Below are 25,453 nucleotides of genomic sequence, written 5' to 3'. Positions count from 1 at the left end.
TCTGTGGAATCCGTTGCTCCCGACCTGCGTTGATGCTGATGTCAACGTTCCCCGGACACGACGGTCCGCTGACGGGAACCACAGGCCTCGGTACCGCCCACTACAGTGGAGTCACGGTGCCGCGCTCACCAGGGTAGATCGGTGGAGCCGAGGACCGCCGACGCAGCAGTCAGGGAGTGCGAATGTTCGAAAGGTTCACCGACCGCGCGAGGCGGGTGGTTGTTCTTGCCCAAGAAGAGGCGAGGATGCTCAACCACAACTACATCGGCACCGAGCACATCCTCCTGGGTCTGATCCACGAGGGTGAAGGTGTCGCCGCCAAGGCGCTCGAGTCGTTGGGGATTGCGCTGGAAGGCGTCCGCCAGCAGGTCGAGGAGATCATCGGCCAGGGCCAGCAGGCCCCCAGCGGACACATCCCCTTCACCCCACGTGCGAAGAAGGTCCTGGAGCTCTCGCTGCGCGAGGCGCTTCAGCTCGGCCACAACTACATCGGCACCGAGCACATCCTGCTCGGCCTGATCCGCGAGGGCGAGGGCGTCGCGGCCCAGGTCCTCGTGAAGCTCGGCGCCGACCTGAACAGGGTGCGGCAGCAGGTGCTGCAGCTGCTGTCCGGCTACTCGACGGAGAAGGGCGCGTCGGAGTCGCCGGGTCGTGGCGAGGGCACGCCGTCCTCCTCCCTGGTGCTCGACCAGTTCGGGCGCAACCTCACGGCCTCGGCCCGCGAGGGCAAGCTCGACCCGGTGATCGGGCGCACCAAGGAGATCGAGCGGGTCATGCAGGTGCTGTCCCGCCGCACCAAGAACAACCCGGTCCTCATCGGCGAGCCCGGCGTCGGCAAGACCGCCGTCGTCGAGGGCCTGGCGCAGATGGTCGTCAAGGGCGAGGTGCCCGAGACGCTCAAGGACAAGCAGCTCTACACGCTCGACCTCGGCTCGCTGGTCGCGGGCTCGCGCTACCGCGGTGACTTCGAAGAGCGCCTGAAGAAGGTCCTCAAGGAGATCCGCACGCGCGGCGACATCATCCTGTTCATCGACGAGATCCACACGCTCGTCGGTGCGGGTGCCGCCGAGGGCGCGATCGACGCCGCGTCGATCCTCAAGCCGATGCTGGCTCGTGGCGAGCTGCAGACGATCGGTGCCACCACGCTCGACGAGTACCGCAAGCACGTCGAGAAGGACCCCGCGCTGGAGCGCCGCTTCCAGCCGATCCAGGTGGGCGAGCCGTCGCTCGAGCACACCATCGAGATCCTCAAGGGCCTGCGCGACCGGTACGAGGCGCACCACCGCGTCTCGATCACCGACTCCGCGCTGGTCGCCGCCGCCACGCTGGCCGACCGGTACATCAACGACCGGTTCCTGCCGGACAAGGCGATCGACCTCATCGACGAGGCCGGTGCGCGCATGCGCATCCGCCGGATGACCGCGCCGCCGGACCTGCGCGAGTTCGACGAGAAGATCGCGGACGTGCGTCGCGACAAGGAGTCCGCGATCGACGCGCAGGACTTCGAGCGCGCGGCGAAGCTGCGTGACGCGGAGAAGCAGCTCCTGGGCCAGAAGGCCGAGCGGGAGAAGCAGTGGAAGGACGGTGACCTGGACGTCGTCGCGGAGGTCGACGACGAGCAGATCGCCGAGGTCCTCGCCAACTGGACCGGCATCCCGGTGTTCAAGCTCACCGAGGAGGAGACCTCGCGTCTGCTCCGCATGGAGGACGAGCTGCACAAGCGGATCATCGGCCAGGTCGACGCGGTCAAGGCCGTGTCGCAGGCGATCCGCCGCACCCGCGCCGGCCTGAAGGACCCGAAGCGCCCCTCCGGCTCGTTCATCTTCGCCGGCCCGTCCGGTGTCGGTAAGACCGAGCTCTCGAAGGCGCTCGCGAACTTCCTGTTCGGCGAGGACGACGCGCTCATCCAGATCGACATGGGCGAGTTCCACGACCGCTACACGGCGTCGCGGCTCTTCGGTGCCCCTCCCGGTTACGTCGGCTACGAAGAGGGCGGCCAGCTCACCGAGAAGGTGCGCCGCAAGCCGTTCTCCGTCGTGCTCTTCGACGAGATCGAGAAGGCGCACAACGAGGTCTACAACACGCTGCTCCAGGTGCTGGAGGACGGCCGCCTGACCGACGGTCAGGGCCGGACGGTGGACTTCAAGAACACCGTCATCATCTTCACGTCGAACCTGGGCACGTCGGACATCAGCAAGGCCGTCGGCCTCGGCTTCACCTCGGGTCAGGACACCGCGTCCAACTACGAGCGCATGAAGAACAAGGTCAACGACGAGCTGAAGAAGCACTTCCGCCCCGAGTTCCTCAACCGCATCGACGACATCATCGTCTTCCACCAGCTGACCCAGGACGAGATCATCAAGATGGTGGACCTGATGATCGCCCGCGTCGAGACGCAGTTGAAGAACAAGGACATGGCCCTCGAGCTGACCGACAGGGCGAAGTCCCTGCTGGCCAAGCGCGGCTTCGACCCGGTGCTGGGCGCCCGCCCGCTGCGCCGCACGATCCAGCGCGAGATCGAGGACGCCCTGTCGGAGAAGATCCTGTTCGGCGAGATCCAGCCGGGCCAGATCATCATCACCGACGTCGAGGGCTGGGACGGCGAGTCCGACCAGCACGACAAGGCGAAGTTCGTGTTCCGCGGCGAGACCAAGCCGAACCGCGTGCCGGACGCCCCGCCGGTCGACCTCACCGCCTCCGCGGCCTCCGAGCAGCAGGACGCTCCGGCCACCGAGTCCGAGTGATCTAGGCAGTACCGAGAACGGCCCCCAGGCTCCGGTCTGGGGGCCGTTCTCGTGCGCCCACCCGAGTAGGCGCCGCGGGTGAGGCGTTGCGCGCGTCACGCGGCCACACCGATTCGCCCGTTCCACGGCGCACGTGAAACCCGACCTGCCACTATGGCGCCCGCTCCGCGCGATCTTGCGCGGACGGGTTGTCCAGAGGAGGTCCCAGTGCCGTCGGCCGCGTTCGAACAGCTGGTAGCTCAGTTCGAGCAGTTCCAGTCCCGGATGCAGCGCGTTGACCAGCAGTTCGCCAACATCGGCGAGATGCAGCAACAGCTGTCCGAGATGGAAGCGGTGGCCACCTCGGCCGACCGCGCCGTGACCGTCGTGGCAGGCCCGTCCGGCAGCATCAAGGCCATCAGGCTCACCGACCTCGCCATGCGCAGACCGGCCCCCGCGCTGGCCGCCGAACTGATGACGGTCCTGCAGCAGGCCGTCGCCGAAGCCGCCCGCCGCCAGGCGGGCATCGTCGAGGGCGCGATCGGCGACGACATGAAGCTGTCCGACCAGGTCCTCGAAACCCAGTCGCAGCTCTTCGGCATGTCCAAAGAGGAACTCCGCGCCGTCAGGTCCGACGAGACCGCACCCACGCCACCCCCGGCGGCCCCACGCCCGCCGATGCCGCCCGCGCCGCCCGTGCCCCAACCCGGTCCGCAGCAGGCCCGTCCGCCGGCCCCGCCGCGCAGGCCCGCCCCCGAGCAGCCGGACGACTTCGGCGACCAGAACATCATGCGCGGCGACAGCTGGAACGACAGGTCGCCGCAGCCGCCCGCCGCGCCGCCCAAGCAGGACGGAAAGTTCCTGAACCTCTACGACGACGAGGACGGCCGGTGAGCGGGTTCAGCGTCAGCCCGGAGGAGCTGAGGACGTTCGCCGGCAAGCTCGACGGCCACCACAGCACGGCGAGCAGGATCGCCGAGCTGGTCGCCCTGGCCGACGTCGGCGACAAGTCCTGGGGCGTGGTCGGGATCTTCGTCAAGGACCAGTACACGCAGATGCTTGGAGACCTCAAGGAGACGATGCAGGCCATGCAGGACGGCCTCCAGTCCGGTGCCGACAAGTTCCGCGACACCGCAGAGGGTTATGCGCAGCAGGAAGAGGCGCTGAAGCAGATCCTCGACGGCATCCACGTCGAGCGGGGGTAGCGCGGCCGTGACCGAACCGGATCTCACCGTTCCAGGCCTGAGCGGCAAGGAGGGCACGCTCGAGGTCGAGGAGAAGTCCACCGGGGAGAAGGCGCTCGAAGCCGCGCCGTTCGCCGGCAGCTTCATGAAGGCCATGGAGGCAGCGGGAAACGTCGGAGACCCCGGCGGAATCGCCGCGCTGGCTTCCGAGGGCAGCGCGTTGGTCAGCTCGTTCAGCGAGGCGGCCCAGATCGCGACGGACCCGATCGGCTGGCTCGTCAACCAGGGCCTGAGCTTCCTCATGAGCATCTGCGAACCGCTGGAAGACGCGATCCACTTCGTCAGCGGCGACGGCCCCGCCCTGCAGCAGGCGGGGGAGAACTTCGGCAAGCTCGCCGAGGGCCTCACCAAGCTGAAGGAAGGGTTCACGAACGACCTGACGAGCTCGGTGCAGAGCTGGGGTGGCGAGACAGCGGACGCGGCGGCCACGAGGCTCGGTGAGTTCGCCAGCGGCATCGACGGCGTCATCGGACAGGCCGGTGAGCTCTCCGAACTGCTCCTGATGTCCTCGATGATCATGCAGGTCATCGAGGACCTGCTCAAGGCGATCCTGACCGAGTTCATCATCTGGCTGGCGATGATCTGGATCCCGGCCCTCGCGGCCGCCGTGCCGAGCTGCGGCTCGTCGACCGCCGCGGCAGGTGCCGTGACCGGCGTGCGGGCCGCCACCACCGCGAGCCGGGTGTCGCGCATCATCGCGAGGCTCAAGGCCTTCCTCGGCAAGATCCTGCAGTTCCTGCGCAACCTGGTGACCCGCACGAAGAACCTCGGCGCCGGCATGAAGAAGGCCATGGCGGACAAGAGGGCCAACGTCGCGGAGGCGGACCGCCGGCGCGCACTGCCGGAGAACAAGGGGCTGTTCAAGAGCTGGGGGACAAGAAGGACGGCTCGCAGGGCATCGTCGGCGAGCGCATGAACCAGGGCTTCTGGAAGTCGATGGGTGAAGCGGTCGGCCTCGAGGCCGCTGCGCAGGTCGACCCCCGGAACGAGAAGGGGCTGCGCAACCGGTCTCTCCAGGAGCAGGCGGCCGCGGCACGCGACACCGGGACCGACTACTCGAAGCACCAGATCAAGGGATACCTGGACATCTGATCATGGACAAGCTCATCAAGGGTCTGCTGGACCTGCTGACCGACCCGATCTTCCTGACCATGATCGCCGGTGCCGTCGTGGCCACCCTCGTGCGACGCTGGTGGCAGTTCCGCTCCCACCGGGCCGCGCGGGCCGAGCAGATCAGCGCGCTGAACCCGTTGGCCGCCAGGCTCGGTGGAACGGTGATCAGCCCTGAGCAGGGTGACACCGCGGCCTGGTCGGCCGGCTTCCTGGAGCCGGTGAAGAGCGACGGCAGTGCCTACGACACCGTGCTGAAAGGCAAGTGGCTCCGGCGGTCCAAGCCCCAGTGGGACATCGCCATGGACTTCCGGCGGGGCGACTGGCACGTCCGCGTGACCGAGGCAGCGGTGCGGATCGCGGCGTACACCGGCTACGGCGTGCGCTGGGAGCAGGAGCACCGCGTCGAGGTGGCCACCGCACCCATGGCGCCGATGCGGATGGCCCGGCCGAAGAAGTACACCGACGACGGTCGGCCGATTCCGCTCGCGGACTTCGAGAAGCTGTGGGACAGCTGGCTGTCCGAGCCGCCGGCGACGGTGCGGAGCCGTCAGGCGGCGTGGCAGCGCGTGCAGCTCCCGTCGCCCATGGACCAGGAGTTCTTCGTCTGGGGAAGTGACCCCTCCGCGGTGGTCAGGGACCTGAACTTCGACGCGCTGCACTGGCTGATCGACCACGAGGAGCACCTGCCGCCGCAGGCCCGTTCGATGCGCCTGACGTTCGAGGCGGGGGTCGTGTACATCGTCATGGACCACCACATCGATCAAGCCGGCCTGATGGCCGTGGTCGACATGATCTGCGGGTTGCTCGACCGGATGCCGGGTGCCCGGCCCAGGCACCCGGCGGCGGCCGTCTGAGCAGATCGAGCGCGGCCGGCGCCCTCGGCGGACTGGCTCGGCGGGACGATGACCGGTCCGGACGCCGCGGTGGCCCGGTCGGCTGAGCCGCACGCGCCGATGGCGCGGGTGCTGAGCGGGCCGGGCGGGATCGACCAGCGCTCGGTGCGCAAGGCGTCGGCGGGTGGCGACGCCGTGGGGTACGAGCAGGAGCACCGGGTCGAGGTGGCCACGGTCCGGCTGGCGCCGGTGAAGGTCCTCCGGCAGGTCCGGTTCGGGGACGGGCGAGTGGGCCGCCGTCGACTGTGGAACGTGTGCGGCGCGGATGTCCCCTCTGCCAGCGCAACCTGGACCCCGACGCCCTCGAGTGGCTGCTGAGCCGGCAGGACGGCCTGCCGCTCGGGGCGCGGCACCTGCGGCTGACCGTGGAGGCCGGGTTCGCGTACGCGGTGATCCCCGAGCACGTCCACCCGGCGGCGGCCGCCTGAGTCAGCGCGGCGTCACGGCGTAGCCCGCCAGCACGATCTTCTCCAGGTCCGGGTCGTCGTCGTGCCACTCGCCCTCGTAGTTGAAGCCGAACAGCGCACGCAGGGCTGCTTCGGCCAGCGACAGCGGGTGGAACCGGAACGGGTAGTCGTCGTCCTCCTCGAGGTAGGCGAGGAACTCGGGGTCGCCCGCGAGGTACTTCTCCTCGAACGGCAGGGGTGTGCCCACGTCGGCGATCACGCCGCTGTCCGGGGAGAGGCTGAACGCCCGGCGCAGCGTGCCGTCGGGCTCCCAGATCGCGTAGGCGAAGAAGTCGACGACGCTGTGCATGGCGTGCGAGTAGAGGGTTCGGCCGGCGGCTTCGCGGTGGAAGCGCTCGTCCAGGCCCCTGGGGTCGTCCAGGGCGGCGTCGGCGGTGCAGATGATCGACAGGCCCGGGTAGACGGCGGCGTAGACCTCGCCGTCCGGTGGGTTGGCGTAGTCGAGGCTGCCGTCGGCGATCGGGCGGATGTCGTGCGACGGGTGGAGGCGCTGCACGAAGGCCGCTGTGGCCTCCCGGTCGATCTGCGGTGACGAGCGCAGCACCTTGCTGACGTCGTCCGACGCGTAGAAGAGCATCCAGTCCTTGGCACCCACTGCGGTCCCCCTGAGGTCGGTTGGGTTTCAGTGTGGCGGAGGGGTCTGACAGTTTCGGCGGGCAACGGAACACCCTCGTCGGCCGTCCCCTGGTCGTGGAGACCACACGGGAGACTGACGACGGTTCGGCGACACTGCACGGCGTGGTGACCACCGAGGTGAAGCCGCCGCGGAGCGGGTTCGCCACGTTCCTGCTGGTCGTGTGCGCGATGGCGTTCGTCACGGCGGCGCTGGTCAGGCTGCTGGGCATCGACGGGACGCGGTACATGATCGCGACGACGTCGTTGACCCCGTACATCACGGTCGCGGGCCTGCTGGTCGGGTTGTTCGCGCTGTTCCGCCGGCGGTGGGTCGTCGGGCTGACCATGACGCTGGTGGGCGTCGTGCTCGTCGCCAACGTGGCGCCGCGGGCGTTCCCGGACCCGCGGCCCAACGGGGTGGGGCAGCAGGTCAGGCTGATGAGCTCGAACCTGCTCGTGGGGATCGCGGACGCGGAGTTCATCGTGCGGCAGGTCCGCGCGCGAGACATCGACGTCCTGGCGCTGCAGGAGCTGACGCCGGAGATGGTGCGCGACCTCGAACGCGCCGGGCTGGACCAGGTGCTGCCGAACCGGGTGTTCCTCGACGAACCGGGTGGGTCGGGCAGCGGCATCGCGTCGCGGTTCCCGCTCTCGCAGCGGAACCTGACGCCGCCGGGCACGTTGCGGCAGGCCGGCGCGCTCGTGGACCTGCCGGGCGAGGACATCGAGGTCGTCTCGGTGCACCCGTTGCCGCCCGTGGTCACCGCCGGGCCGGAGGCGTGGCAGCGGGAGTTGGCCGGGCTGCCCTCACCCGACTCGACCGGGGCGATCAGGGTGCTCGCCGGCGACTTCAACGCCACCCTCGACCACGTCGGCATGACGCGGCTGCTGAACAAGGGCTACGTGGACGCGGCCGACCAGGTGGGCAAGGGGCTGATCCACACCTGGCCGAGCAACAGCGGGTTCTGGCCGCCGCCGGTCACCATCGACCACGTGCTGGTGGACTCGAAGGTCCTCGTCGACACGGTGGACGTGTTCGACGTGCCCGGCAGCGACCACCGGGCCGTCGTCACCCAGTTCGTCGTGCCAGGGCTGTGAGGGCCTCCAGCGCCCCCACCGGCAGCGACACGCCCCGGCCGTGCCGGACGGCGGGTTCGCGCGTGTTGATGCGGATCAACGCCCCGGAAGCCGCGCTCGCCAGCTCGGCCTGACGCCGCACGGTCGGCACGGCGGTGCCGGCACCGATCTCGACCACGACCAGGTCGCGCTGCGCACGACGCCACTGCGCCAACGCGTCCAGCTGCGCCTGGCTGCGGTGCGGCACCCAGCCCCAGTCGCCGTACATCAGGATGTTGGGCCTGGCCAGGCCGCCGCACGACGGGCACGACGGCAGCTCGCCGACAGCGCGCATCGAGACGGGGTCGACCTCCACGTCGAACGAGCACTCCCAGATCTCGTCCGTGCACGGCTCCACGCACTGGGCGTGGTGGATCGACCCGTGGACCTCGGCGACGTCCGCGAAGCCCGCCTTCTGGAACTGGCCGTCCACGTTGGACGTGAACACCCGCGCGCCCCACGACCGCAGCACCGCGAAACCCTCGTGCGGCACCGTCGCGCGGTACAGGGCGAGGCGGTGGCCGTAGAAACCCCACGCCAGCGCGGGGTCGTCGGCGAAGTGCACCGGGTCGGCGATCTCCTCGAACTTCAGCCCGAGCCGCTCGTACGGCGGGTACGCCCGCCAGAACCCCTCGGTGCCGCGGAAGTCGGGCAGCCCGGAGTCGACGCCGATGCCGGCACCGGCGCAGACGAGGACGGCGTCCGCACCGGTGATCAGCTCGGCGGCTCTGTCGTAGGCCTCGTCGATCACTGCTTGGGCTTGCTGCCCAGCACGACCTCGAACTCCAGCAGGTCGGCGCCCGAGGCGACGGGCTTGGCCCGCTCACCGGAGTGCGCCGCGGCACCGGCCTGGCCGTCGCGCCAGGCGACGAAGTCCTCGTGCGTCTCCCAGTGCGTGACGACGAAGTAGCGGTCGTCGCCGGACACGGGGCGCAGGAGCTCGAAGCCGAGGAAGCCCGGCTGGTCGTCGACGGCGCCGAGACGGGCGGCGAACCGCTTCTCGAGCTCGGGGCCGCTGCCCTCGGGGACCTTGATCGCGTTGATCTTCACGACTGCCATGCCACCCACACTAGCGGCGCACTCCGACAGGCAGCAGGTACTGCTCCTCCGGGATGCCCGAGTCGCGGAACCACGCCTTGAAGAACCCGTCCAGCGGCTGCCCGGAGGCCTGCTCGAAGTGCTCCTCGAACTCGGGCCACGAGGCGTTGCCGTCGCGGTGCTGGGACGCCCACGACCGCAGGGCCTTGAAGAAGACGTCGTCACCGACCTGCTTGCGCAGCGCGTGCATGCCCATCAGGCCCTTGTCGTAGACGCCGCGGAACTCGTTGCCCCTGCCCATGTCGTAGAGCTTCGGCGCCCAGAACGACGCCCTGCCGCGCCGCTGCTCGACGCTGTCGCGGTAGCGCTGGTCGAGGTCCGTGCCCTCCTTCTCCAGCCACAGCCACTGCGCGTAGGACGCGAGGCACTCGTTCAGGCAGATGTCCGCCCAGTTCTCGATCGACACCGAGTCGCCGAACCACTGGTGGGCGTTCTCGTGCACGACCGTCTCCAGGTCCGCCCACGCCGCGTAGATCGGTCGGGTCTGGGTCTCGAGGGAGAAGCCGATCTGGTCGGCCACCCAGATGCTGCCGGCCGCGCGCTGCGGGTACGGCCCGAACTTCGTCTCCAGGAAAGCGAGGACCTCCGGCCCCTGCGACTGGATCGGCTTCTTAGCACCGGACGTGCCGGGCGCGTACGCGTCGACCACGGGCGTGCCGTTCGGCAGCTTCGAGCGCACGACCTCGAACTTGTCGATGGCGACGGTGGCCAGGTACGTCGCGAGCGGCGTCTCCTCGGACCAGGTGAAGGTCGTCCAGCCGCCGTCGCGCGCGACGGGGCCCTCCAGGCCGTTCGAGATCGCCGTCCAGCCGTCGGGGACGCGGGCCGCGACCTTCAGCGCCGCCTTGTCGCGCGGCGTGTCGTTGGCCGGGAACCACGTCGTCGCGGAGTGCGGCTGACCTGCGGCGAACGCTCCGCCGGTCGACGAGATCTGCCAGCCGCTGCGGCCCAGCGAGGCGTCGTCGATCGTCGTCGGCTCGCCGCCGTAGGTGACGACTGTGGTGAACGGCCTGCCCTTCGCGAGGGGCGCGGACGGCGTGATCACCAGCTCGTGGTCGCCCTCCTGCGCGAACTTCGCGGGCCGGTCGCCGACCTTCACCTCGCTGACCTCCAGGCCTTCGAGGTCGAGGTTGAAGCGCGACAGGTCCTGCGAGGCGGTCGCGGTGATCGAGGCGACGCCGTCGAGCCGCTTGGACCCGGGGTCGTAGCTGATCGCGAGGTCGTAGAGCGTGACGTCGTAGCCGCTGTTGCCGTCCGTCGGGTAGTACGCGTCGCCCGCACCCGCCCCGGCCTCGACCGCCGCCTGCGGCGACGTCTCCCGCTGCTGCGCGGGGTCGTCGCCGGGCGTTCTGAACACGACGAGCAGACCTGCGACGAGCACGATCAGGACCAGGGCGATCAGGTACGGGCGGGCCTTCATGCGTTTAATCATCCCCGTGTCGGTGGTCGAGTTCGGCGGAACGGGTCAGGGCGTGCTGCTCCTGCACGGCCTGATGAGCAGGGCCACCGCGTGGTGGCCGGTCGCGCAGTGGCTCAGGCCGTTCGGCCGCGTGGTCGCGATCGACCAGCGCGGGCACGGCCGGAACCCGCGGCGGGGGCCGTTTCGCACCGAGGACTTCGTCGCCGACGCCGCGCGGGCGATCGAGGAGCTCGGTCTCGGACCCGCCGTGGTGGTGGGGCACTCCATGGGCGGGCTGCACGCGTGGTGCCTCGCGGCGACCCGGCCGGACCTGGTCAGCGCGATTGTGGTCGAGGACTTCGCCCCGGACAACAGGGGACGGACCACCGACGAGTGGAAGTGGCTCTTCGACGCCTGGCCGGTGCCCTTCGAGTCGCTGGGCCACATCCGGTCGTACTTCGGCGTCGAGCTGTTCTGCGACTACTTCGAGGAACGCTCCGACGGCTGGCACCTGATCGCCGAGATGGACGACCTCTACGAGATCGCGGCGCACTGGGGCACGCGGGCGTACTGGGACTTCATCGACGCCGTGCGGTGCCCGTCGCTCGTGGTCGAGGCCGGTCGCGGCGGGCAGCTGCCAGGACAGATGGCCGAGGCGGCACGACGTTCCGGAGGCCAGTACCTCTACGTCGAGGAGGCCGGTCACGTCGTGCACGACAGCGCGCCGTGGGTCTACCGCGGCGCCGTGGAGGCCTTCTTGAGCACGTCGATCTCGCCGGTCTGAGTGTCGACGATCGACACCTCTCGAACCTTCGCGCGGATCGGCTCGACCGGGAAGACGGCGGCGAACGCGGCTTTCACCGCCTCGTCGTCGACGTCGTGGACGAGCGTGCAGTGGGGAACCCAGTTGCCCGGCAGGTAGTAGGCGCTCGGGTTCTTGACCTTGCTCGCCAGCACGTCGTGGATGGCCGAGTGGACCGCCAGCAGTTCGGTGTCGACGACGGCGCCGAGCATCAGCACGTTCTCGGAGGTGGAGAACGTGCTGAGCGTGTGCAGGTAGAGGTCCGGCAGCCACAGCCGTTCGAGGTCTTCGCGCAGCTCCTTGCGGACCTTGGGACCGATCGTGCCCGCTACGGCGTAGGTGAGGTGCGGCGGGTACCTGTGCTTCGCTCCGACGCGTTGCTGCAGCTCACGGACGCGTTTGTCCGCCTCGTCGTCGAAGAACGCCACCAACGCGTGCACTCAGTGCTCCCCGGGCAGTGCGAACAGTCCGTCCCGCGTCACCTCGACGAGCCCGTCGTCGAGCAACGAGACCAGGCACTTCTCCCGCTGCGTGATGTCGTTCCACACGATGTCGAGCTGCATCTTCGGCACCGGTCCGGGAGCGCCCCGCAGCACGTCCAGCAGCTTGCCGCGCACCTGGCGGTCGGTGCCGGCGAACTTCTGCACCTTCTTCTCCGGCCCCGCGTAGGCGGGACGGCCGGCCAGCTGCCACGCGCACTCGGCGAACAACGGGCAGTCGGCGCACTTCTGGTTCTTGGCCGTGCAGATCAACGCGCCGAGCTCCATCAACGCCGCCGAGAACACCGCCGCGTCCTGCTGCGACGAGGGCAGGATCGCCTCGACGTCGCGCAGGTCGCGCTTGGTCGACGGCGGACCGGCGTCACCGGCGCCGTGCACAGCGCGCGCTACGACGCGGCGGACGTTCGTGTCCACGACAGCGCACTTCTTGCCGTACGCGAACGTGGCCACCGCACGAGCCGTGTAGCTGCCGATGCCCGGCAGCGACTCCAGCGTCTCGACGTCGGACGGCACCACGTCGCCGTGGTCGCGGGCGATCGCGGTGGCGGCCTCGTGCAGCCGCATGGCACGGCGCGGGTAGCCGAGCTTGCCCCACATGCGCAGGACCTCGCCCTGCGAGGAGGCGGCCATCGCGGACGGCACGGGCCAGCGCGCCAGCCACTCGTGCCAGATGGGCTCCACGCGGGAGACGGGCGTCTGCTGCAGCATGATCTCGCTGACCAGAACACCCCAGGCGGTGCAGTCGGGACGGCGCCACGGCAGGTCGCGGGCCGCGGTGTCCCACCAGCCCAGCAGCAACTCGTGATTCATCGCCCACCATTGTCGCGCAACGAAAAGGCCCCCCGAAGGGGGCCCTCGAAGCGTCGAGGCCTAGGCGGCCGCGGTCTCCGCCGCGTCGACCTCGCGCAGCTCCCCGGTGTGCACGTCGTAGACGAACCCGCGGATCTTGTCGGTGTGGGGGATGAACGGGCTGCGCCGCAGCCGCGCCATCGACCCGCGCACGCTCTGCTCCACGACCTTGAACGCCTCGACGGCCCAGGTCGGGCGCAGGCCGGTCTCGGTCTCCAGCTCGTCCTTGAAGTCGTCCTCGGTGACCATCTCGAGGCCGCAGTTGGTGTGGTGCACGAGGAGGACCTCGCGCGTGCCCAGCTTGCGCTGGCTGAGCGCCAGCGAACGGACCATGTCGTCGGTGACGACACCACCCGCGTTGCGCAGCACGTGCGCCTCACCCTGCTTCAAACCGAAGATCTCGAACACCCGGATGCGCGAGTCCATGCAGGTCAGGATTGCCACCTGCAGGGACGGCTTCGCGGACGAACGATCTCCGGGAACCACGTTCCCGAGCTCGTAGTTCCGCTTGAGCAGTTCGTCGATCGCGGTCATGTGACACACCTCCATGGCCTACCGGCGGACCCCCGCGTCGATTGGAACCGGAGTTAGCACACGTTCACAAGGGGTTCCGCCCAATATCACGTTCACCGGATCGAGCGATGCTCGCCTCCGACTGGATGCGGGCCGGTCGAGCTACGTTCGGGCCGTGATCGAGCCCACAGGTCCGCTGTCCTCCACGGTGTACTGGCGCCGCCGCATCGCCGCGATCGGGGCGGCCGTGGTCACACTCCTGCTCGCCATCTGGGTGATCGCGATGTTCGGCTCCGACGGCGGGACGGCCCAGCCGACGAACGCGGCCGCGGCGTCGTCCTCGAACCCGCCGCCGAGCTCGTCCGGGAGCCCGGCCGCGTCGTCCTCGTCCACCACGTCCCCGCCCTCGTCGACCGAGGCCGGGCCGCCGCCCCCGCCTCCCGGACCGCCTCAGGCGTGCCCGGACGACGTGATCGGGATCGTGGCGAAGGTCGACAAGCCGCTCCACACCGTCGGTGACCAGCCGGGACTGTCCATGGACATCGTCAACAACGGGCCGGTGCCGTGCATCAGGGACATCGGGCGCCGGCACCGCGAGCTGACGGTGCTCACCGCGGACGGCGCGACGGTGCTGTGGTCGAGCAACCACTGCCTGTCGGCGGTCGGCAACGAGGTGCGCGTCCTGCAGCCGAAGGAGCTCTTCAACTACGGCACGAAGTGGGCGGGCTCCACCTCGCGGCCGGGGTGCGGGGCCCACACGCGAGTGGGGCCCGGCGACTACCTGCTGGTGGCGAAGCTGGCCGGGAAGGCCAGCTCACCCGTGGTGTTCAGGCTCCAGAACTGATCACGGACCGAACCAGCGCTCCTCGGCACCGCCGCGCGGCGGCCCCGACGTCTTGCCGATGATCAGCTCCGTCGCGAGGTTCACCGACCGCGGCCGCGAGCGCTCGTTCGCGTCGAGCAGCAGCTTGCCCGCCGCCCGGCCCTTCTCGAGCACCGGCTGGCGGACCGTCGTGAGCCCGGCCTCCTCGCCGGCGCGGATGCCGTCGAACCCGGTGACCGAGATGTCGTGCGGCACGCGCAGACCGCGGCGAGCCGCCTCGGTCATGGCGCCGAGCGCCAGCACGTCCGAGGTGCAGATCAGCGCGGTGACCTGCGGGTCGCGGTCGAGGACCTGGGCCGCGCCGGACGCGCCGGAGGCCATGTTGTGGTCGAAGCGCTCGACCACGGGCACCTGGGACCAGTCGACGCCCGCCTCGCTGAACGCCTCGGCGAGGCCGGACAGGCGGTTGCGCTGCACGTGGAAGTGCGCGGCGTGCTGGCGGTCCGGCGTCACGAAGCCGTCGTTGCGGTCACGCGCCAGACGCATGCACACGACGCCGATGCGGCGGTGGCCCAGCCCGATCAGGTGCTTGGCGAGCTCGTACATCGCCCCGCGGTCGTCGATGCCGACGCGGTCCACGGTGCCGAGGTCCGGCTGGTCGCAGACGACGGTCGGCACCGGTCGCTCCAGCACGGCGGCGAGGTGCGGGTCGTCGTCCGGGACCGAGTAGACGACGAAGCCGTCGACGCCGGCGCGGTGCACGGACGCGACGTCCTCGCGCTCGGGGTTCGCGGGCACCAGCAGCAGACCGGTCCCGGCGTCCTCGCACGCCAGGGCGAGGCCCTCCAGGAACCCGATCGCGGCCGGGTCGCGGAACGCGTAGGAGAGGTTCTCGGTGAGCAACAGGCCCACCGCCCCGGCCTTGCGCGTGCGCAACGAGCGCGCCACAGGATCCGGGCCGGGATAACCCAGCCTTCGGGCCGTGTCCAACACCCGCCGACGCAGCTCGGGGAGAGCTGGTCGGGCCGGTTGTACGCGTTGGACACCGTTGTCCGGGAAACGCCCAGCTCAGCGGCCAGAGAGGCCAGCGTCGCCGGACGTCGCACATGCATCGACCGCGCCATGAAAGGACCGTAACGGTTCAGAACCAATTCGTGAAGTCAGGGTGACCTGTGTCCCTCCAATGACGCATCAACGCAGGTTGACCCATCTGCCTTGTTCAGAATTTGGTCCAGACCAATTAGGTGAACAGGTCCTCTCACTTCGACGGCGCGGACGATTCCCTCACGACGAGCCTCGGCCGGAACACGCGCGTGTAGTTGTCGGTGCCCTGCCTGCGGCGATCCGGGTCGAGGCGCAGCACGAGCTCGTCGATCGCGGCCGCCGCCATCTCCTCGATCGGCTGCGCGAGAGTCGTCAAAGCGGGCGAGGAGTAGGCGGCCAGGGGGATGTCGTCGAACCCGACGACGGACAGCTCGTCGGGTACCGAGATCCCCCGCTGGTGTGCTTCGCGCATGACGCCGAGCGCCATGTGGTCCGACGAGCAGATCACCGCGGTCGGCGTCACCGTGTCGAGCAGCTGGGCCACGGCCTGGCCGCCGCCCTCCGCGCTGAACGGCGCGTGCGCGACGTACTCCGAGCCCGCCGGCAGGTGGTTCTCCTCCAGCGCGGCGGCCCACCCGGCGCGCTTCAGGCGCGACGGCAGCGACCGCGCGGGACCCGAGACGAACCCGATCCGCTCGTGGCCCAGTTCGATCAGGTGCTTGGTGGCCATGTAGCCCGCGAGCTGCTCGTCCACCGTCACGTCGGGCACGTCCAGCGCGGGCGTGGCGCCGTTGAGGAAGACCATGTGGACGCCGTCCGCCACGAGCTTCGCGTAGTAGCTCGGGCGCGGCGCCTGGCCGAGCGGCACCTCGACGTTGGTGATCTCCGGTGACACGAACACCATGCCCTCGACGCCGCGGGCCAGGAGCATCCGGACGTACTCCTCCTCGCCCATCGGGGCGCCGCTGCGCGTGTTGCACAGCAGCGACGAGTAGCCGAGGCGGGCGGCCCGCGTCTCCAGGGCTTCGGCGAACGCGGGGAAGACCGGGTTCGACAGCTCCGGCACGAGCAGGCCGATCACGCCGGTGCGTTGCAGCGCACCGAGGCCGCGCGGGGTGTACGGCATCTCCGCGAGCACCGACAGCACGCGCTGCCTGGTCTCTTCGTTCACACCCGCGCGCCTGTTGAGAACACGGCTCACGGTGGAGATGGACACCCCGGCTGCCCTGGCGATCTCGGACAGTCCGGACACGTTGCCTCCCAGCTCACGTCAGGTACGGCGCAAGCCTGCCGCGTTCGGAAAAATTTTGCAACGAGCGTTTCCGGGACAGCGCCGTTACGGCTTGGTTACGGTCGACGTCTTGACCTGACCATGGTTCGGGTAGTGAAATCGCCCGCAACATTCTCGCAAAAACTTGCAAGACCCCTCATCTCACCGGGAGATGGGGCCCAGCTGGAGGGAACGGCAGCAACGATGCGACGGACAACCCTCGTGACCGCCATGGCGACGGGTGTCGCCCTCGTGCTCACCGCCTGCGGAAGCGGCGGATCGGGCAGCAACAGCGGATCCGACTCGGGCGAGGTGACCTTCTGGGACACCAGCGGTCCCAACGAGAGCCCCGTGTTCAAGAAGATCGCCGAAGGCTGTGCCACCAAGGACGGCTACAAGGTCAAGGTCGAGACGCAGGCGTTCGACGGCGCGCTCAACAACTACAAGACCGCCGCCCAGGGTGGTCAGGGTCCCGACGTCTTCCGGTCCGAGGTCGCGTGGGTGCCGCAGCTCGCGAAGCTGGGCTACGTCGCCGACCTGTCCGACACCGACCTCGCGAAGGACACCTCCGACTTCCTCGAGGCCCCGCTGGGCTCCACGAAGTACGAGGGCAAGACCTACGCGGTGCCGCAGGTGACCGACTCCCTCGCGCTGCTCTACAACAAGAAGAAGCTCGCCGACGCCGGCGTCGAGCCGCCGAAGACGTGGGACGAGCTCAAGGCCGCCGCCGCCAAGCTGGGTGGCGAGAAGTCCTTCTTCCTCAACAACGACGCGTACTACGCACTGCCGTTCATCTACGGCGAGGGCGGCGACCTGGTCGACGCGTCGGCCAAGAAGATCGTCGTGAACTCCCCGCAGAACGTGAAGGCGCTGGAGACCGCGAAGGGCCTGCTCGACGCGAAGGCCGCCACCACGGCGCTCGACGCGACGAACTCGTACTCGAACATGCAGGCCGCGTTCTCGTCCGGTGAGGCCGCGATGGTCGTCAACGGTCCGTGGGCCGTCGCCGACTACCTCAAGGGCGCCGCGTTCAGCGACCCGGCGAACCTCGGCATCGCGCCCGTCCCCGGCCCGTCCGCGGGCAAGGGCAGCGCGCCGGTCGGTGGCCACGACTACGTGATCCGCCAGGGCACCAAGGCGAAGCAGTCGTCGATCAAGTTCGTCCAGTGCATGGCGTCGGTCGAGTCCCAGGCCACCATCGCCAAGGAGCTCGGCCTGCTGCCGACCCGCAAGTCGGCGTACCAGAACGCCGACGTCAAGTCGAACGCCGTCGTCACCGCGTTCGAGCCGGTCACCAAGACCGCGCACGAGCGTCCGTGGATCCCCGAGGGCGGCGAGCTGTTCGACCCGCTGAAGATCAGCTACGCCGACTTCCTGGCCGGCAAGAAGGACGCCAAGGCCGCCCTTGACGACGTCGCGAAGGCGTACAAGGAGAAGGTCGTCACCGAGTACTCGATCGGCTGATTGTGATGGACGGCCGGGGTTCGCGCCCCGGCCGTTCGCCTGAGGGGAGTCTCGGTGCGTCGGTTCCTGGACAGGTACTGGTACGCGTATGCGATGGTGCTGCCGGTCGTGGTGGTCATCGCGGTGTTGGTGCTCTACCCGCTCGCGCAGGGCGTGTTCTTCACCTTCACGAACATCAACGAGGGCAACATCGCCAACCCGAACCTCGACCGGCCGGCCGGCTACGACGTGGTGGGGTTCAAGAACTACCTCAACGTGCTGTCCGGCGGCGAGTCGTACGGTGCGTTCTGGAGCACGCTCGTCCGCACGCTGATCTGGACGTTTTCGTGCGTGTTCTTCCACTACACCATCGGTCTCGGCCTCGCGATGCTGCTGAACCGCCAGGTGCGCGGCCGCGCGTTCTACCGCGTGCTGCTGATCCTGCCGTGGGCCGTGCCCGCGTTCATCAGCGCGTTCGCGTGGAAGTACATGTTCAACGCGCAGTACGGGATCATCAACCAGCTGCTGCGCTCGGTCGGCCTGCCGGACCCGGTGTGGCTCGGCCAGTCGAACTGGGCGCTGGTGTCGGTGATCATCGTGAACACCTGGCTCGGCGTGCCGTTCATGATGGTGGCGCTCCTCGGCGGCCTGCAGTCGATCCCCGGCGACCTCTACGAGGCGGCCGAGGTGGACGGCGCCACGCCGTGGCAGCGGTTCCGGCACGTGACGCTGCCGGGCCTGCGCTCCGTGTCGTCGACCGTGGTCCTGCTGGGCATCATCTGGACGTTCAACATGTTCCCGGTGATCTACCTGGTCGCGGGTCCGAACCCGAACGCCCGGATCCTGGTCACCTACGCGTTCGAGCGCTTTTTCTCCGGCGCGTCGCGCGACTACGCCATCGCGTCGACCTACGGCGTGCTGATCCTTTCGGTGTTGTTGGTGTTCGCCACGGTCTACCGGCGGGCGCTGCGCAAGCAGGGCGAGGTGTGGTGACGTGACGCTCGATGCTTCGTCTCTCCAGGTGGTCAAGGCCACCGACCGCCGGTTGCGCCGCACGGACCGGTCCAAGGGCGCGTCGATCGCCCTGCACGCCGCGCTGATCGGCGCGTCGGTCGTCGCGGTGTTCCCGGTCTTCTGGGTGTTCATCACGTCCCTGAAGCCGGACGCGCGGGCCGTCGAGCCGACGCCGAAGCTGTTCAACGAGTCCTCTTTGGACAACTACACCCGCGTGCTGTCCGGCGAGAAGGGCGACTTCCTCGCCTGGTTCGGCAACTCGGTGCTGATCGCGCTGATGACGACCGTGATCGGCGTCTTCATCTCGGCCACCGCCGGGTACGCGGCCTCGCGGTTCCGGTTCCCCGGCAAGCGCGGCCTGATGATGTCGTTCCTGCTGGTGCAGATGTTCCCGTTCGCGGTGCTGATCGTGCCGCTCTACAACATCCTGATCGCGCTCGGCCTGAACGGGTCGTCGATCGGCCTGGTGCTGGTCTACTGCACGACCGCGGTGCCGTTCTGCACCTACATGCTCAAGGGCTACTTCGACACCGTGCCGGCCGACATCGACGAGGCCGGCCGCGTGGACGGGCTGTCGCCGTTCGGCGTGTTCTGGCGGCTGATCATGCCGCTGGCCAAGCCCGGTCTCGCGGTCACGTCGTTCTACGCGTTCCTGACGGCCTGGGGCGAGGTGGCGTTCGCGTCGGCGTTCCTGTCCGCCGCGGACGAGTCGAAGACGCTGGCCGTCGGCCTGCAGGTGTTCGTGCAGCAGAACCGGACGGAGTGGGGGCACCTCGCCGCCGCGTCCATCCTGGTCGCGATCCCCGCGATCGCGGTGTTCTACCTGGTGCAGCGGTTCCTGGTGCAGGGACTCGCGTCCGGCGCCGTCAAGGGGTAGCCCGCGGGCTCCGTCACGAGGCCGTTCCGCTTCCGCGGGGCGGCCTCGACGCGTGAGAGCGCTCCCGTCCATCTGGCCGAACGAAAGCGCTTACGTTGCGAATCCGTGCAACGTAAGCGCTTTCGTCTGTTCACGTAAGCGCTTGCAACACATAACGTCGCGCCCAGACAAGGGTGAAAGGTGCGTCACATGGCAGAGGTGTCCTACGTCAAGGCGTCGCGCGTGTTCTCCGGCAACCCGCCGGTCCGCGCTGTCGACGAGCTGTCCCTGGAGGTCGCGGACGGCGAGTTCCTGGTGCTGGTCGGTCCGTCCGGTTCGGGCAAGTCGACCGCGCTGCGCATGCTCGCGGGCCTCGAGGACATCGACGAGGGCGCCATCCACATCGGCGGCAAGGACGTCACCAACGTGCCGCCGAAGGGCCGGGACATCGCCATGGTGTTCCAGTCCTACGCGCTCTACCCGCACATGACCGTCGCGGAGAACATGGGCTTCGCGCTCAAGCTGCGCGGCGTGGCGAAGACCGAGATCAAGGCGAAGGTCGAAGAGGCCGCCAAGATGCTCGACCTCACCAAGTACCTGGAGCGCAAGCCGAAGGCGCTCTCCGGTGGTCAGCGCCAGCGCGTCGCGATGGGCCGCGCCATCGTCCGCGAGCCCTCCGTGTTCCTCATGGACGAGCCGCTGTCCAACCTCGACGCCAAGCTGCGCGTCGAGACGCGTGCGAACATCGCCGCCCTCCAGCAGCGCCTCGGCACCACCACGATCTACGTCACGCACGACCAGGTCGAGGCCATGACGATGGGTCACCGCGTCGCGGTGCTCAAGGACGGCCTGCTGCAGCAGTGCGACACGCCTCGCGCGCTGTACGACCGCCCGGCGAACGCGTTCGTCGCGGGCTTCATCGGCTCGCCGGCCATGAACCTCAAGACCGTGCCGATCACGTCGGAGGGCGCGAAGCTCGACGGCGTCATCGTGCCGCTCTCGCGTGACGCGATCGCCGCCGCCGGTGGTCTGGACGAGGTCACCTTCGGCATCCGCCCCGAGGCGCTCGGCATCGTGCCGTCGGGCGAGGAGGGCATGGAGATGACCGTCGAGCTGGTCGAGGAGCTCGGCGCCGACGCGCTCGTGCACGGCGCGGTGAAGATCGGTGACTCGTCGCAGCGCTTCGTCGTCCGCGTCGACGGCCGCACGCCGCCGACCCTGGGCCAGCACGTCAAGGTCGCCGTCCGCGACCACAGCGAGATCCACCTGTTCCACCCCGAATCGGGCGAGCGCCTGGAGGCGTGAGTCACAGGCTAAAGCCCCCGGCGTGACCGTCGGGGGCTTTTTCGTGTCGTAAACTGAACTCGACAACGGTTTCCATTACCTGATCGAGGGACGGCGTGATGACTCTCCGCAACGCTCTGGTCGGCACTCTCGCCGTCGTGAGCCTGGCCGCGTGTGGCACCTCCACGCCGTCTTCCGACAGCGGCAAGATCCAGGTCGTCGCCTCCACCAACGTGTGGGGCAGCGTCGTCAAGGCCGTCGGCGGCGACGACGTCGAGGTCAAGGCCCTGCTGGACGACCCGAGCGCCGACCCGCACTCCTACGAGAGCAAGCCCGCCGACGCCGCGCTGGTCAAGGACGCCAAGCTGGTCGTGTTCAACGGCGGCGGCTACGACGACTTCTTCGCGAAGCTGATCACCAGCGACGCCACGAAGAAGGTCGAGGCGTTCCCGCTGCGCGACCACGGCCACGCCGAGCCGGGCAGCAGCGAGGCCCCCGCGAGCCAGACGCCCACCAGCGAGGCCCCGGCCGGCGACGGCCACGACCACGAGCACGGCGAGAACGAGCACGTCTGGTACGACCTGCACACCGTCGGTGCCGTGGCCGAGGCGGCCGCGACCGAGCTCGCCGCGATCGCGCCGGACAAGAAGGCCGCGTTCGAGAAGAACGCCGCCGACTTCACCGCCAAGCTCGAGGAGCTGGAGAAGAAGGTCGAGGGCATCGGCGCCGGCAAGAAGATCGCCGCGACCGAGCCGATCGCGCACTACCTGGTCGACGCGTCCGGCGCGCAGGACGTGACGCCCGAGGCGTTCAGCAAGGCCATCGAGGAGGAGTCGGACGTCCCGGCCGCGGCCCTCGCCGAGATGAACCAGCTCGTCGACGGCAAGCAGGTCAACGTGCTGCTGGAGAACACCCAGACCGAGAACCAGGTCACCGAGCAGGTCGTGGAGAAGGCCAAGGCGGCGGGCATCCCGGTCGTCGTGGTCACCGAGACGCTGCCCGAAGGCACGACCGGTTACCTTGACTGGATGAGCAAGCAGGTGGACGCGCTGTCGCAGGCGCTCAAGGCATGACCGCGATCTCGCTGCGCGGGGCCCGGCTGTCCTACGGGGACAGGGTGTTGTGGGACGGGCTCGACCTCGACGTCGAGCCCGGTGAGTTCCTGGCGGTCCTCGGACCGAACGGCTCCGGCAAGACCAGCCTGATGCGCGTGCTGCTCGGCCTGCAGCCGCTGTCGTCGGGCTCGGTCTCGATCGCCGGGGGCAACAACGCCATCGGGTACATCCCGCAGCAGCGAGCGCTCGACCAGTCCATGACGCTGCGCGGCCGCGACCTCGTCGGCCTCGGCCTCGACGGCCACCGGTGGGGTCTCGGCCTGCGCAACCGCCGCGAGCGCCGCATCCGCGTCGACGCGGCCATCGCGTCCGTCGGCGCCGAGCGGTACGCGGACTCGCCGATCGGCCTGCTGTCCGGCGGCGAGCAGCAGCGGCTGCGCGTCGCCCAGGCCCTCGTCGGCGACCCGACGGTGATGCTGTGCGACGAACCGCTGCTCTCGCTCGACCTCGCGAACCAGCGGGTGGTCTCGGAGCTGATCGACAAGCGCCGCCGTGAGGCCGCCACGGCCGTGCTCTTCGTGACGCACGAGCTGAACCCCGTGCTGCCCCTCGTGGACCGCGTCCTGTACCTCGTGGGCGGCCGGTTCCGGGTGGGCACGCCGGAAGAGGTCATGAACTCGCGGACGCTGTCCGAGCTGTACCGCACGCCGGTCGAGGTCGTGCGGGTGCGCGACCAGATCCTGGTCGTCGGCGCCGGCGCCTGCGAGGAGCAGACGCACCACCTGTCGGCGGAGGCCGCTTCGTGACGCTCTTCGACCTCCTCGAACTGGAGTTCGTGCAGACCGCCCTGATCGCGGCCGCCGTGCTGGGCCTCGTCGCCGGCGTGCTCGGCCCGTTCATCGTGACCCGCAAGATGGCCTTCGCCGTGCACGGCACCAGCGAGCTCGCCTTCACCGGCGGCGCGGCGGCGCTCCTGCTCGGCATAGGTGTTGGTTATGGCGCGCTCGCCGGGTCGATCATCGCCGCGGTGCTGCTCGGCGTGCTGTCCCGGCGGGAGAGCGACCGGGACTCGGTGATCGGGGCGATCCTCGCGTTCGGGCTCGGCATGGGCATCCTGATGCTCGCGCTCTACAAGGGACGCTCCGCCAACAAGTTCGGGCTGCTGACCGGGCAGATCGTCGGTGTGGACTCGACGGACCTGGACCTGCTGGTCGTGTCGTCCGTCGCCGTGCTGGCCGTGCTGGCGTTGATCTGGCGGCCGTTGTTCTTCGCTTCCGTCGACCCCGATGTGGCTGTCTCGCGCGGGGTGCCGGTGCGCGGGTTGTCCATTGTGTTCGCCGTGCTGGTCGGCGTTGCCACGGCTTTGTCGGTCCAGGTCGTCGGGGCGTTGCTGGTGCTGGCTCTGATGATCACTCCCGCCGCCGCCGCGATGCGGGTGACGGCTTCGCCGTTGCGGGCCACCGTGTTGTCGGTGGTTTTCGCCGAAATCGCCGCGGTGGGTGGAATTTTGTTGTCGTTGCAGCCCGGGTTGCCCGTGTCCGCATTGGTCACCGGGGTCAGTTTCGTGATTTATCTGGTTTGTCGCGGAGTCGGGGCTTTGCAGCGGCGGGCTGCTTGAGTTGCCGCTTGTTCCACCGCTCGGGGCTCCGCCAATCTGATCAAAAGCCTGGGCCGGCGCCGGTCGCGGGTTGATGGCACGCCTGGTGCTTTGGCGGCTTGCTGTTGCGTTGGTGGGGTGGCTTCGTCACGAGCCGGGCCGGAGCGAGCCACACCCGAGGTGTCTTGGAAAGACGGCTCGCCTTCGGCGTCGCGGGTGTCACTCCTTGGCGGCGCCCCTTCCCGCTGGTCAACCCTCTGTCAGACCCGCTGAGTACGGTGGGTCGCGGGGGACCCTTGATCGCGGGGGACCCCTGCGCGAGCCTGCGTCAGGCCGCGCACGAGCCGAGTCAGGCAGTGCGGGACGTGATCGGCTTCGTCACGTCGTCCTGCCGCGGAGCGGGCATCAGGCGTGGCGGGATGTCCAGGCCCGCCACCCGGACCTGGTTGCGGCCGTTCTCCTTCGCCTTGTAGAGCGCGGCGTCCGCTGAGTGCTGGGCCGTGGCCACGTCCGGGCCGTTGTCCGGGATCACGGCCACGCCGATGGAGGCCGAGATCGCCTGCAGCGACTCGCCCTCCGGTTCCGGGGGCTGGATCTCGCGGCCGTAGAGCGTCACCACGTTGCGGTGCTTGTCGGTCGTCGGGACGGCCAGGGAGCCGATGGCCTCGCGGATGCGTTCGGCGATCGTGACGCCCTGGGCGACCGGGGTGGCCTTCAGGGCCACGACGAACTCCTCGCCGCCGTCCCTGCCCGCCACGTCGCCCGGGCGGAGCTTCTCGCGGAGTATCCTGCCCACCTCGGCCAGGACCGCGTTGCCCGCCGGGTGGCCCCACGTGTCGTTGATGCGCTTGAAGTGGTCGAGGTCGATGACCAGGACGGTCATCGGCTCGCCGTCCAGGCGGCAGCGCTCTGCCAGGCGGCCCGCGTACTCGGCCAGGCCGTTGGTGTTCAGCAGGCCCGTCCGGTAGTCGGTGTGGGCGTCGGCCGCCAGGCGCTGGTGGAGCTGTTCCTGTTCGCGCAGCAGGCGTTCGAGGTGTGTCCTCCGCTCGCCCGCTCGGGAGAGCAGGGCGTTCACGAGGATGACCGGCACGACCAGCAGCAGCGGGCCGACCCAGTGGCTCGTCATGAGCATGCCGAGCATCGCGCCGGCGCCGAGGGTGCTCATCTCGAGCATGTTGTCGACCTTGGAACCCAGGAAGTCGAGGACCTTCGAGTTCGGGGTGACGATCTTGAACGCCGCGGCGACGGTCATCACCTGGACGAACCAGTAGAGGACCGCTGCTATCGCGAGGACCAATACCAGGCTCAGGTCGGTCGGGATGTTCCCGGTGGCCGCCAGGGAGACGCCGGTGAGGTGGACCAGGGCCCACGAGAGCAGCGTCGAGGCGAGCATGGAGGCGGTGCCGAAGACGAATCTGTACGGCTGGCGGCGGGCGATGGGTTGGATCAGGATGCGCATCCAGATCGTGGCGATCACCGCCAGGCCACCGGGGAGTGCGACGGCCGCGGCGAAGGTCCAGACCGAGGTCAGGTCGATGTGGGGACCGGAGGCCTCGTTGCGCCGGGCCTCTTCCGCTCTGCGGACGACGGTCAGGTGGATCGTGATGGCGGCGATGAGCGCGCCGAAGCGGAGCCAGTCCGTGGGGGACACCGCGGTGAGCTTCGTCAGGAGCCAGATGGAGGCCACTGCCACGGCCGCTTCGAGCACGAAAAAGTAAGCGATCGCACTGGGTGC

26 protein-coding genes and 1 pseudogene are annotated in these 25,453 nt (G+C 69.3%); 17 read left to right on the top strand and 10 right to left on the bottom strand.

Going from position 1 to position 25,453, the window contains the following annotated elements; all coding sequences use genetic code 11:
• Positions 1-182 precede the first annotated feature (182 nt).
• The 7 genes from V1227_RS26300 to V1227_RS26270 all read left to right on the top strand — a co-directional run bounded on the left by V1227_RS26300 (position 183) and on the right by V1227_RS26270 (position 6,401).
• Entirely contained in the window at positions 183-2,744 is a 2,562-nt protein-coding gene (locus tag V1227_RS26300; protein WP_329788131.1) for an ATP-dependent Clp protease ATP-binding subunit, read from the top strand.
• A 207-nt stretch (positions 2,745-2,951) separates the two neighbouring features.
• Entirely contained in the window at positions 2,952-3,617 is a 666-nt protein-coding gene (locus V1227_RS26295) for a YbaB/EbfC family nucleoid-associated protein (protein WP_329788130.1), read from the top strand.
• The gene (locus tag V1227_RS26290; protein WP_236220736.1) at positions 3,614-3,928 is read left to right on the top strand and encodes a WXG100 family type VII secretion target; all 315 of its coding nucleotides are present in this window, start codon (positions 3,614-3,616) and stop codon (positions 3,926-3,928) included. The genes V1227_RS26295 and V1227_RS26290 overlap by 4 nt, the downstream gene beginning before the upstream one ends.
• A gap of 7 nt (positions 3,929-3,935) precedes the next feature.
• On the top strand, positions 3,936-4,883 hold the full coding sequence (locus V1227_RS26285) for a WXG100 family type VII secretion target (RefSeq protein WP_329788129.1): 948 nt from the start codon (positions 3,936-3,938) through the stop codon (positions 4,881-4,883).
• On the top strand, positions 4,880-5,059 hold the full coding sequence (locus V1227_RS26280; protein ID WP_329788128.1) for a hypothetical protein: 180 nt from the start codon (positions 4,880-4,882) through the stop codon (positions 5,057-5,059). Before V1227_RS26285 ends, V1227_RS26280 begins: the two co-directional genes overlap by 4 nt.
• Positions 5,060-5,061: 2 nt before the next feature.
• On the top strand, positions 5,062-5,934 hold the full coding sequence (locus V1227_RS26275) for a hypothetical protein (protein ID WP_329788127.1): 873 nt from the start codon (positions 5,062-5,064) through the stop codon (positions 5,932-5,934).
• Between the two features lie 284 nt (positions 5,935-6,218).
• The gene (locus tag V1227_RS26270; protein ID WP_329788126.1) at positions 6,219-6,401 is read left to right on the top strand and encodes a hypothetical protein; all 183 of its coding nucleotides are present in this window, start codon (positions 6,219-6,221) and stop codon (positions 6,399-6,401) included.
• Position 6,402: 1 nt separating this feature from the next.
• On the opposite strand, the gene V1227_RS26265 is transcribed toward V1227_RS26270, so the two are convergent.
• Positions 6,403-7,035 (bottom strand): DUF6928 family protein, encoded by a 633-nt coding sequence (locus V1227_RS26265; protein WP_329788125.1) that lies wholly within the window; start codon positions 7,033-7,035, stop codon positions 6,403-6,405.
• 143 nt (positions 7,036-7,178) lie between these two features.
• Here V1227_RS26265 and V1227_RS26260 point away from each other — a divergent pair, with 143 nt between their 5' ends.
• A complete protein-coding gene (locus V1227_RS26260) occupies positions 7,179-8,153 on the top strand; it encodes an endonuclease/exonuclease/phosphatase family protein (RefSeq protein ID WP_329788124.1) in 975 nt (324 codons plus the stop codon).
• Here V1227_RS26260 and V1227_RS26255 read toward each other — a convergent pair.
• Genes V1227_RS26255 through V1227_RS26245 form a run of 3 tightly spaced genes read right to left on the bottom strand, consistent with a single transcriptional unit; the run spans position 8,125 to position 10,689 of the window.
• The gene (locus tag V1227_RS26255; RefSeq protein WP_329794117.1) at positions 8,125-8,919 is read right to left on the bottom strand and encodes an SIR2 family NAD-dependent protein deacylase; all 795 of its coding nucleotides are present in this window, start codon (positions 8,917-8,919) and stop codon (positions 8,125-8,127) included. The two genes, V1227_RS26260 and V1227_RS26255, sit on opposite strands and share 29 nt — an antisense overlap.
• Positions 8,919-9,230 (bottom strand): antibiotic biosynthesis monooxygenase family protein, encoded by a 312-nt coding sequence (locus V1227_RS26250; protein WP_236220731.1) that lies wholly within the window; start codon positions 9,228-9,230, stop codon positions 8,919-8,921. Before V1227_RS26250 ends, V1227_RS26255 begins: the two co-directional genes overlap by 1 nt.
• A gap of 10 nt (positions 9,231-9,240) precedes the next feature.
• Complete coding sequence (locus V1227_RS26245) at positions 9,241-10,689, bottom strand: M1 family metallopeptidase (protein WP_329788123.1); 1,449 nt, start codon at positions 10,687-10,689, stop codon at positions 9,241-9,243.
• 16 nt (positions 10,690-10,705) lie between these two features.
• Between V1227_RS26245 and V1227_RS26240 the strand changes: the two genes are divergently transcribed.
• Positions 10,706-11,452, top strand: coding sequence for an alpha/beta fold hydrolase (locus V1227_RS26240; protein ID WP_442916369.1), 747 nt, complete (start codon positions 10,706-10,708; stop codon positions 11,450-11,452).
• On the opposite strand, the gene V1227_RS26235 is transcribed toward V1227_RS26240, so the two are convergent.
• Genes V1227_RS26235 through V1227_RS26225 form a run of 3 tightly spaced genes read right to left on the bottom strand, consistent with a single transcriptional unit; the run spans position 11,401 to position 13,353 of the window.
• Entirely contained in the window at positions 11,401-11,910 is a 510-nt protein-coding gene (locus V1227_RS26235) for a 2'-5' RNA ligase family protein (RefSeq protein WP_329788121.1), read from the bottom strand. The two genes, V1227_RS26240 and V1227_RS26235, sit on opposite strands and share 52 nt — an antisense overlap.
• Positions 11,911-12,780: an A/G-specific adenine glycosylase gene (locus V1227_RS26230; protein ID WP_329788120.1), complete on the bottom strand. Its 870-nt coding sequence runs from the start codon at positions 12,778-12,780 to the stop codon at positions 11,911-11,913.
• A 60-nt stretch (positions 12,781-12,840) separates the two neighbouring features.
• Positions 12,841-13,353 carry a beta-class carbonic anhydrase gene (locus V1227_RS26225; RefSeq protein WP_329788119.1) on the bottom strand — a complete coding sequence of 171 codons (513 nt, stop codon included), beginning with the start codon at positions 13,351-13,353 and terminating at the stop codon, positions 12,841-12,843.
• A gap of 154 nt (positions 13,354-13,507) precedes the next feature.
• On the opposite strand from V1227_RS26225, the gene V1227_RS26220 reads away from it, so the two are divergent.
• A complete protein-coding gene (locus tag V1227_RS26220) occupies positions 13,508-14,176 on the top strand; it encodes a hypothetical protein (protein ID WP_329788118.1) in 669 nt (222 codons plus the stop codon).
• On the opposite strand, the pseudogene V1227_RS26215 reads toward V1227_RS26220, so the two are convergent.
• Together V1227_RS26215 and V1227_RS26210 are read right to left on the bottom strand one after the other, a co-directional pair.
• Positions 14,177-15,279 (bottom strand): annotated as a pseudogene (locus V1227_RS26215) (LacI family DNA-binding transcriptional regulator). It lies immediately after the preceding gene.
• 134 nt (positions 15,280-15,413) lie between these two features.
• A complete protein-coding gene (locus V1227_RS26210; protein ID WP_236220723.1) occupies positions 15,414-16,451 on the bottom strand; it encodes a LacI family DNA-binding transcriptional regulator in 1,038 nt (345 codons plus the stop codon).
• Positions 16,452-16,673: 222 nt separating this feature from the next.
• On the opposite strand from V1227_RS26210, the gene V1227_RS26205 reads away from it, so the two are divergent.
• The 7 genes from V1227_RS26205 (at position 16,674) to V1227_RS26175 (ending at position 23,739) form a co-directional block, all read left to right on the top strand.
• On the top strand, positions 16,674-17,933 hold the full coding sequence (locus V1227_RS26205) for an extracellular solute-binding protein (RefSeq protein ID WP_329788117.1): 1,260 nt from the start codon (positions 16,674-16,676) through the stop codon (positions 17,931-17,933).
• 54 nt (positions 17,934-17,987) lie between these two features.
• Positions 17,988-18,905, top strand: coding sequence for a carbohydrate ABC transporter permease (locus tag V1227_RS26200; protein ID WP_442916368.1), 918 nt, complete (start codon positions 17,988-17,990; stop codon positions 18,903-18,905).
• Between the two features lies 1 nt (position 18,906).
• Entirely contained in the window at positions 18,907-19,803 is an 897-nt protein-coding gene (locus tag V1227_RS26195; protein WP_329788116.1) for a sugar ABC transporter permease, read from the top strand.
• A gap of 189 nt (positions 19,804-19,992) precedes the next feature.
• Complete coding sequence (locus V1227_RS26190) at positions 19,993-21,087, top strand: ABC transporter ATP-binding protein (protein ID WP_236220720.1); 1,095 nt, start codon at positions 19,993-19,995, stop codon at positions 21,085-21,087.
• A 98-nt stretch (positions 21,088-21,185) separates the two neighbouring features.
• Positions 21,186-22,139: a metal ABC transporter solute-binding protein, Zn/Mn family gene (locus tag V1227_RS26185; protein ID WP_329788115.1), complete on the top strand. Its 954-nt coding sequence runs from the start codon at positions 21,186-21,188 to the stop codon at positions 22,137-22,139.
• Complete coding sequence (locus V1227_RS26180) at positions 22,136-22,927, top strand: metal ABC transporter ATP-binding protein (RefSeq protein ID WP_329788114.1); 792 nt, start codon at positions 22,136-22,138, stop codon at positions 22,925-22,927. The genes V1227_RS26185 and V1227_RS26180 overlap by 4 nt, the downstream gene beginning before the upstream one ends.
• A complete protein-coding gene (locus V1227_RS26175) occupies positions 22,924-23,739 on the top strand; it encodes a metal ABC transporter permease (RefSeq protein WP_329788113.1) in 816 nt (271 codons plus the stop codon). The genes V1227_RS26180 and V1227_RS26175 overlap by 4 nt, the downstream gene beginning before the upstream one ends.
• A 328-nt stretch (positions 23,740-24,067) precedes the next feature.
• Here the strand turns inward: V1227_RS26175 and V1227_RS26170 are convergent, their stop codons facing one another.
• Entirely contained in the window at positions 24,068-25,411 is a 1,344-nt protein-coding gene (locus tag V1227_RS26170) for a GGDEF domain-containing protein (protein WP_236220717.1), read from the bottom strand.
• Positions 25,412-25,453 lie beyond the last annotated feature (42 nt).

Source organism: Lentzea sp. DG1S-22 (assembly GCF_036321065.1).
Taxonomy (GTDB): domain Bacteria; phylum Actinomycetota; class Actinomycetes; order Mycobacteriales; family Pseudonocardiaceae; genus Lentzea; species Lentzea jiangxiensis.
This window is presented reverse-complemented; position numbering and strand designations above follow the sequence as displayed.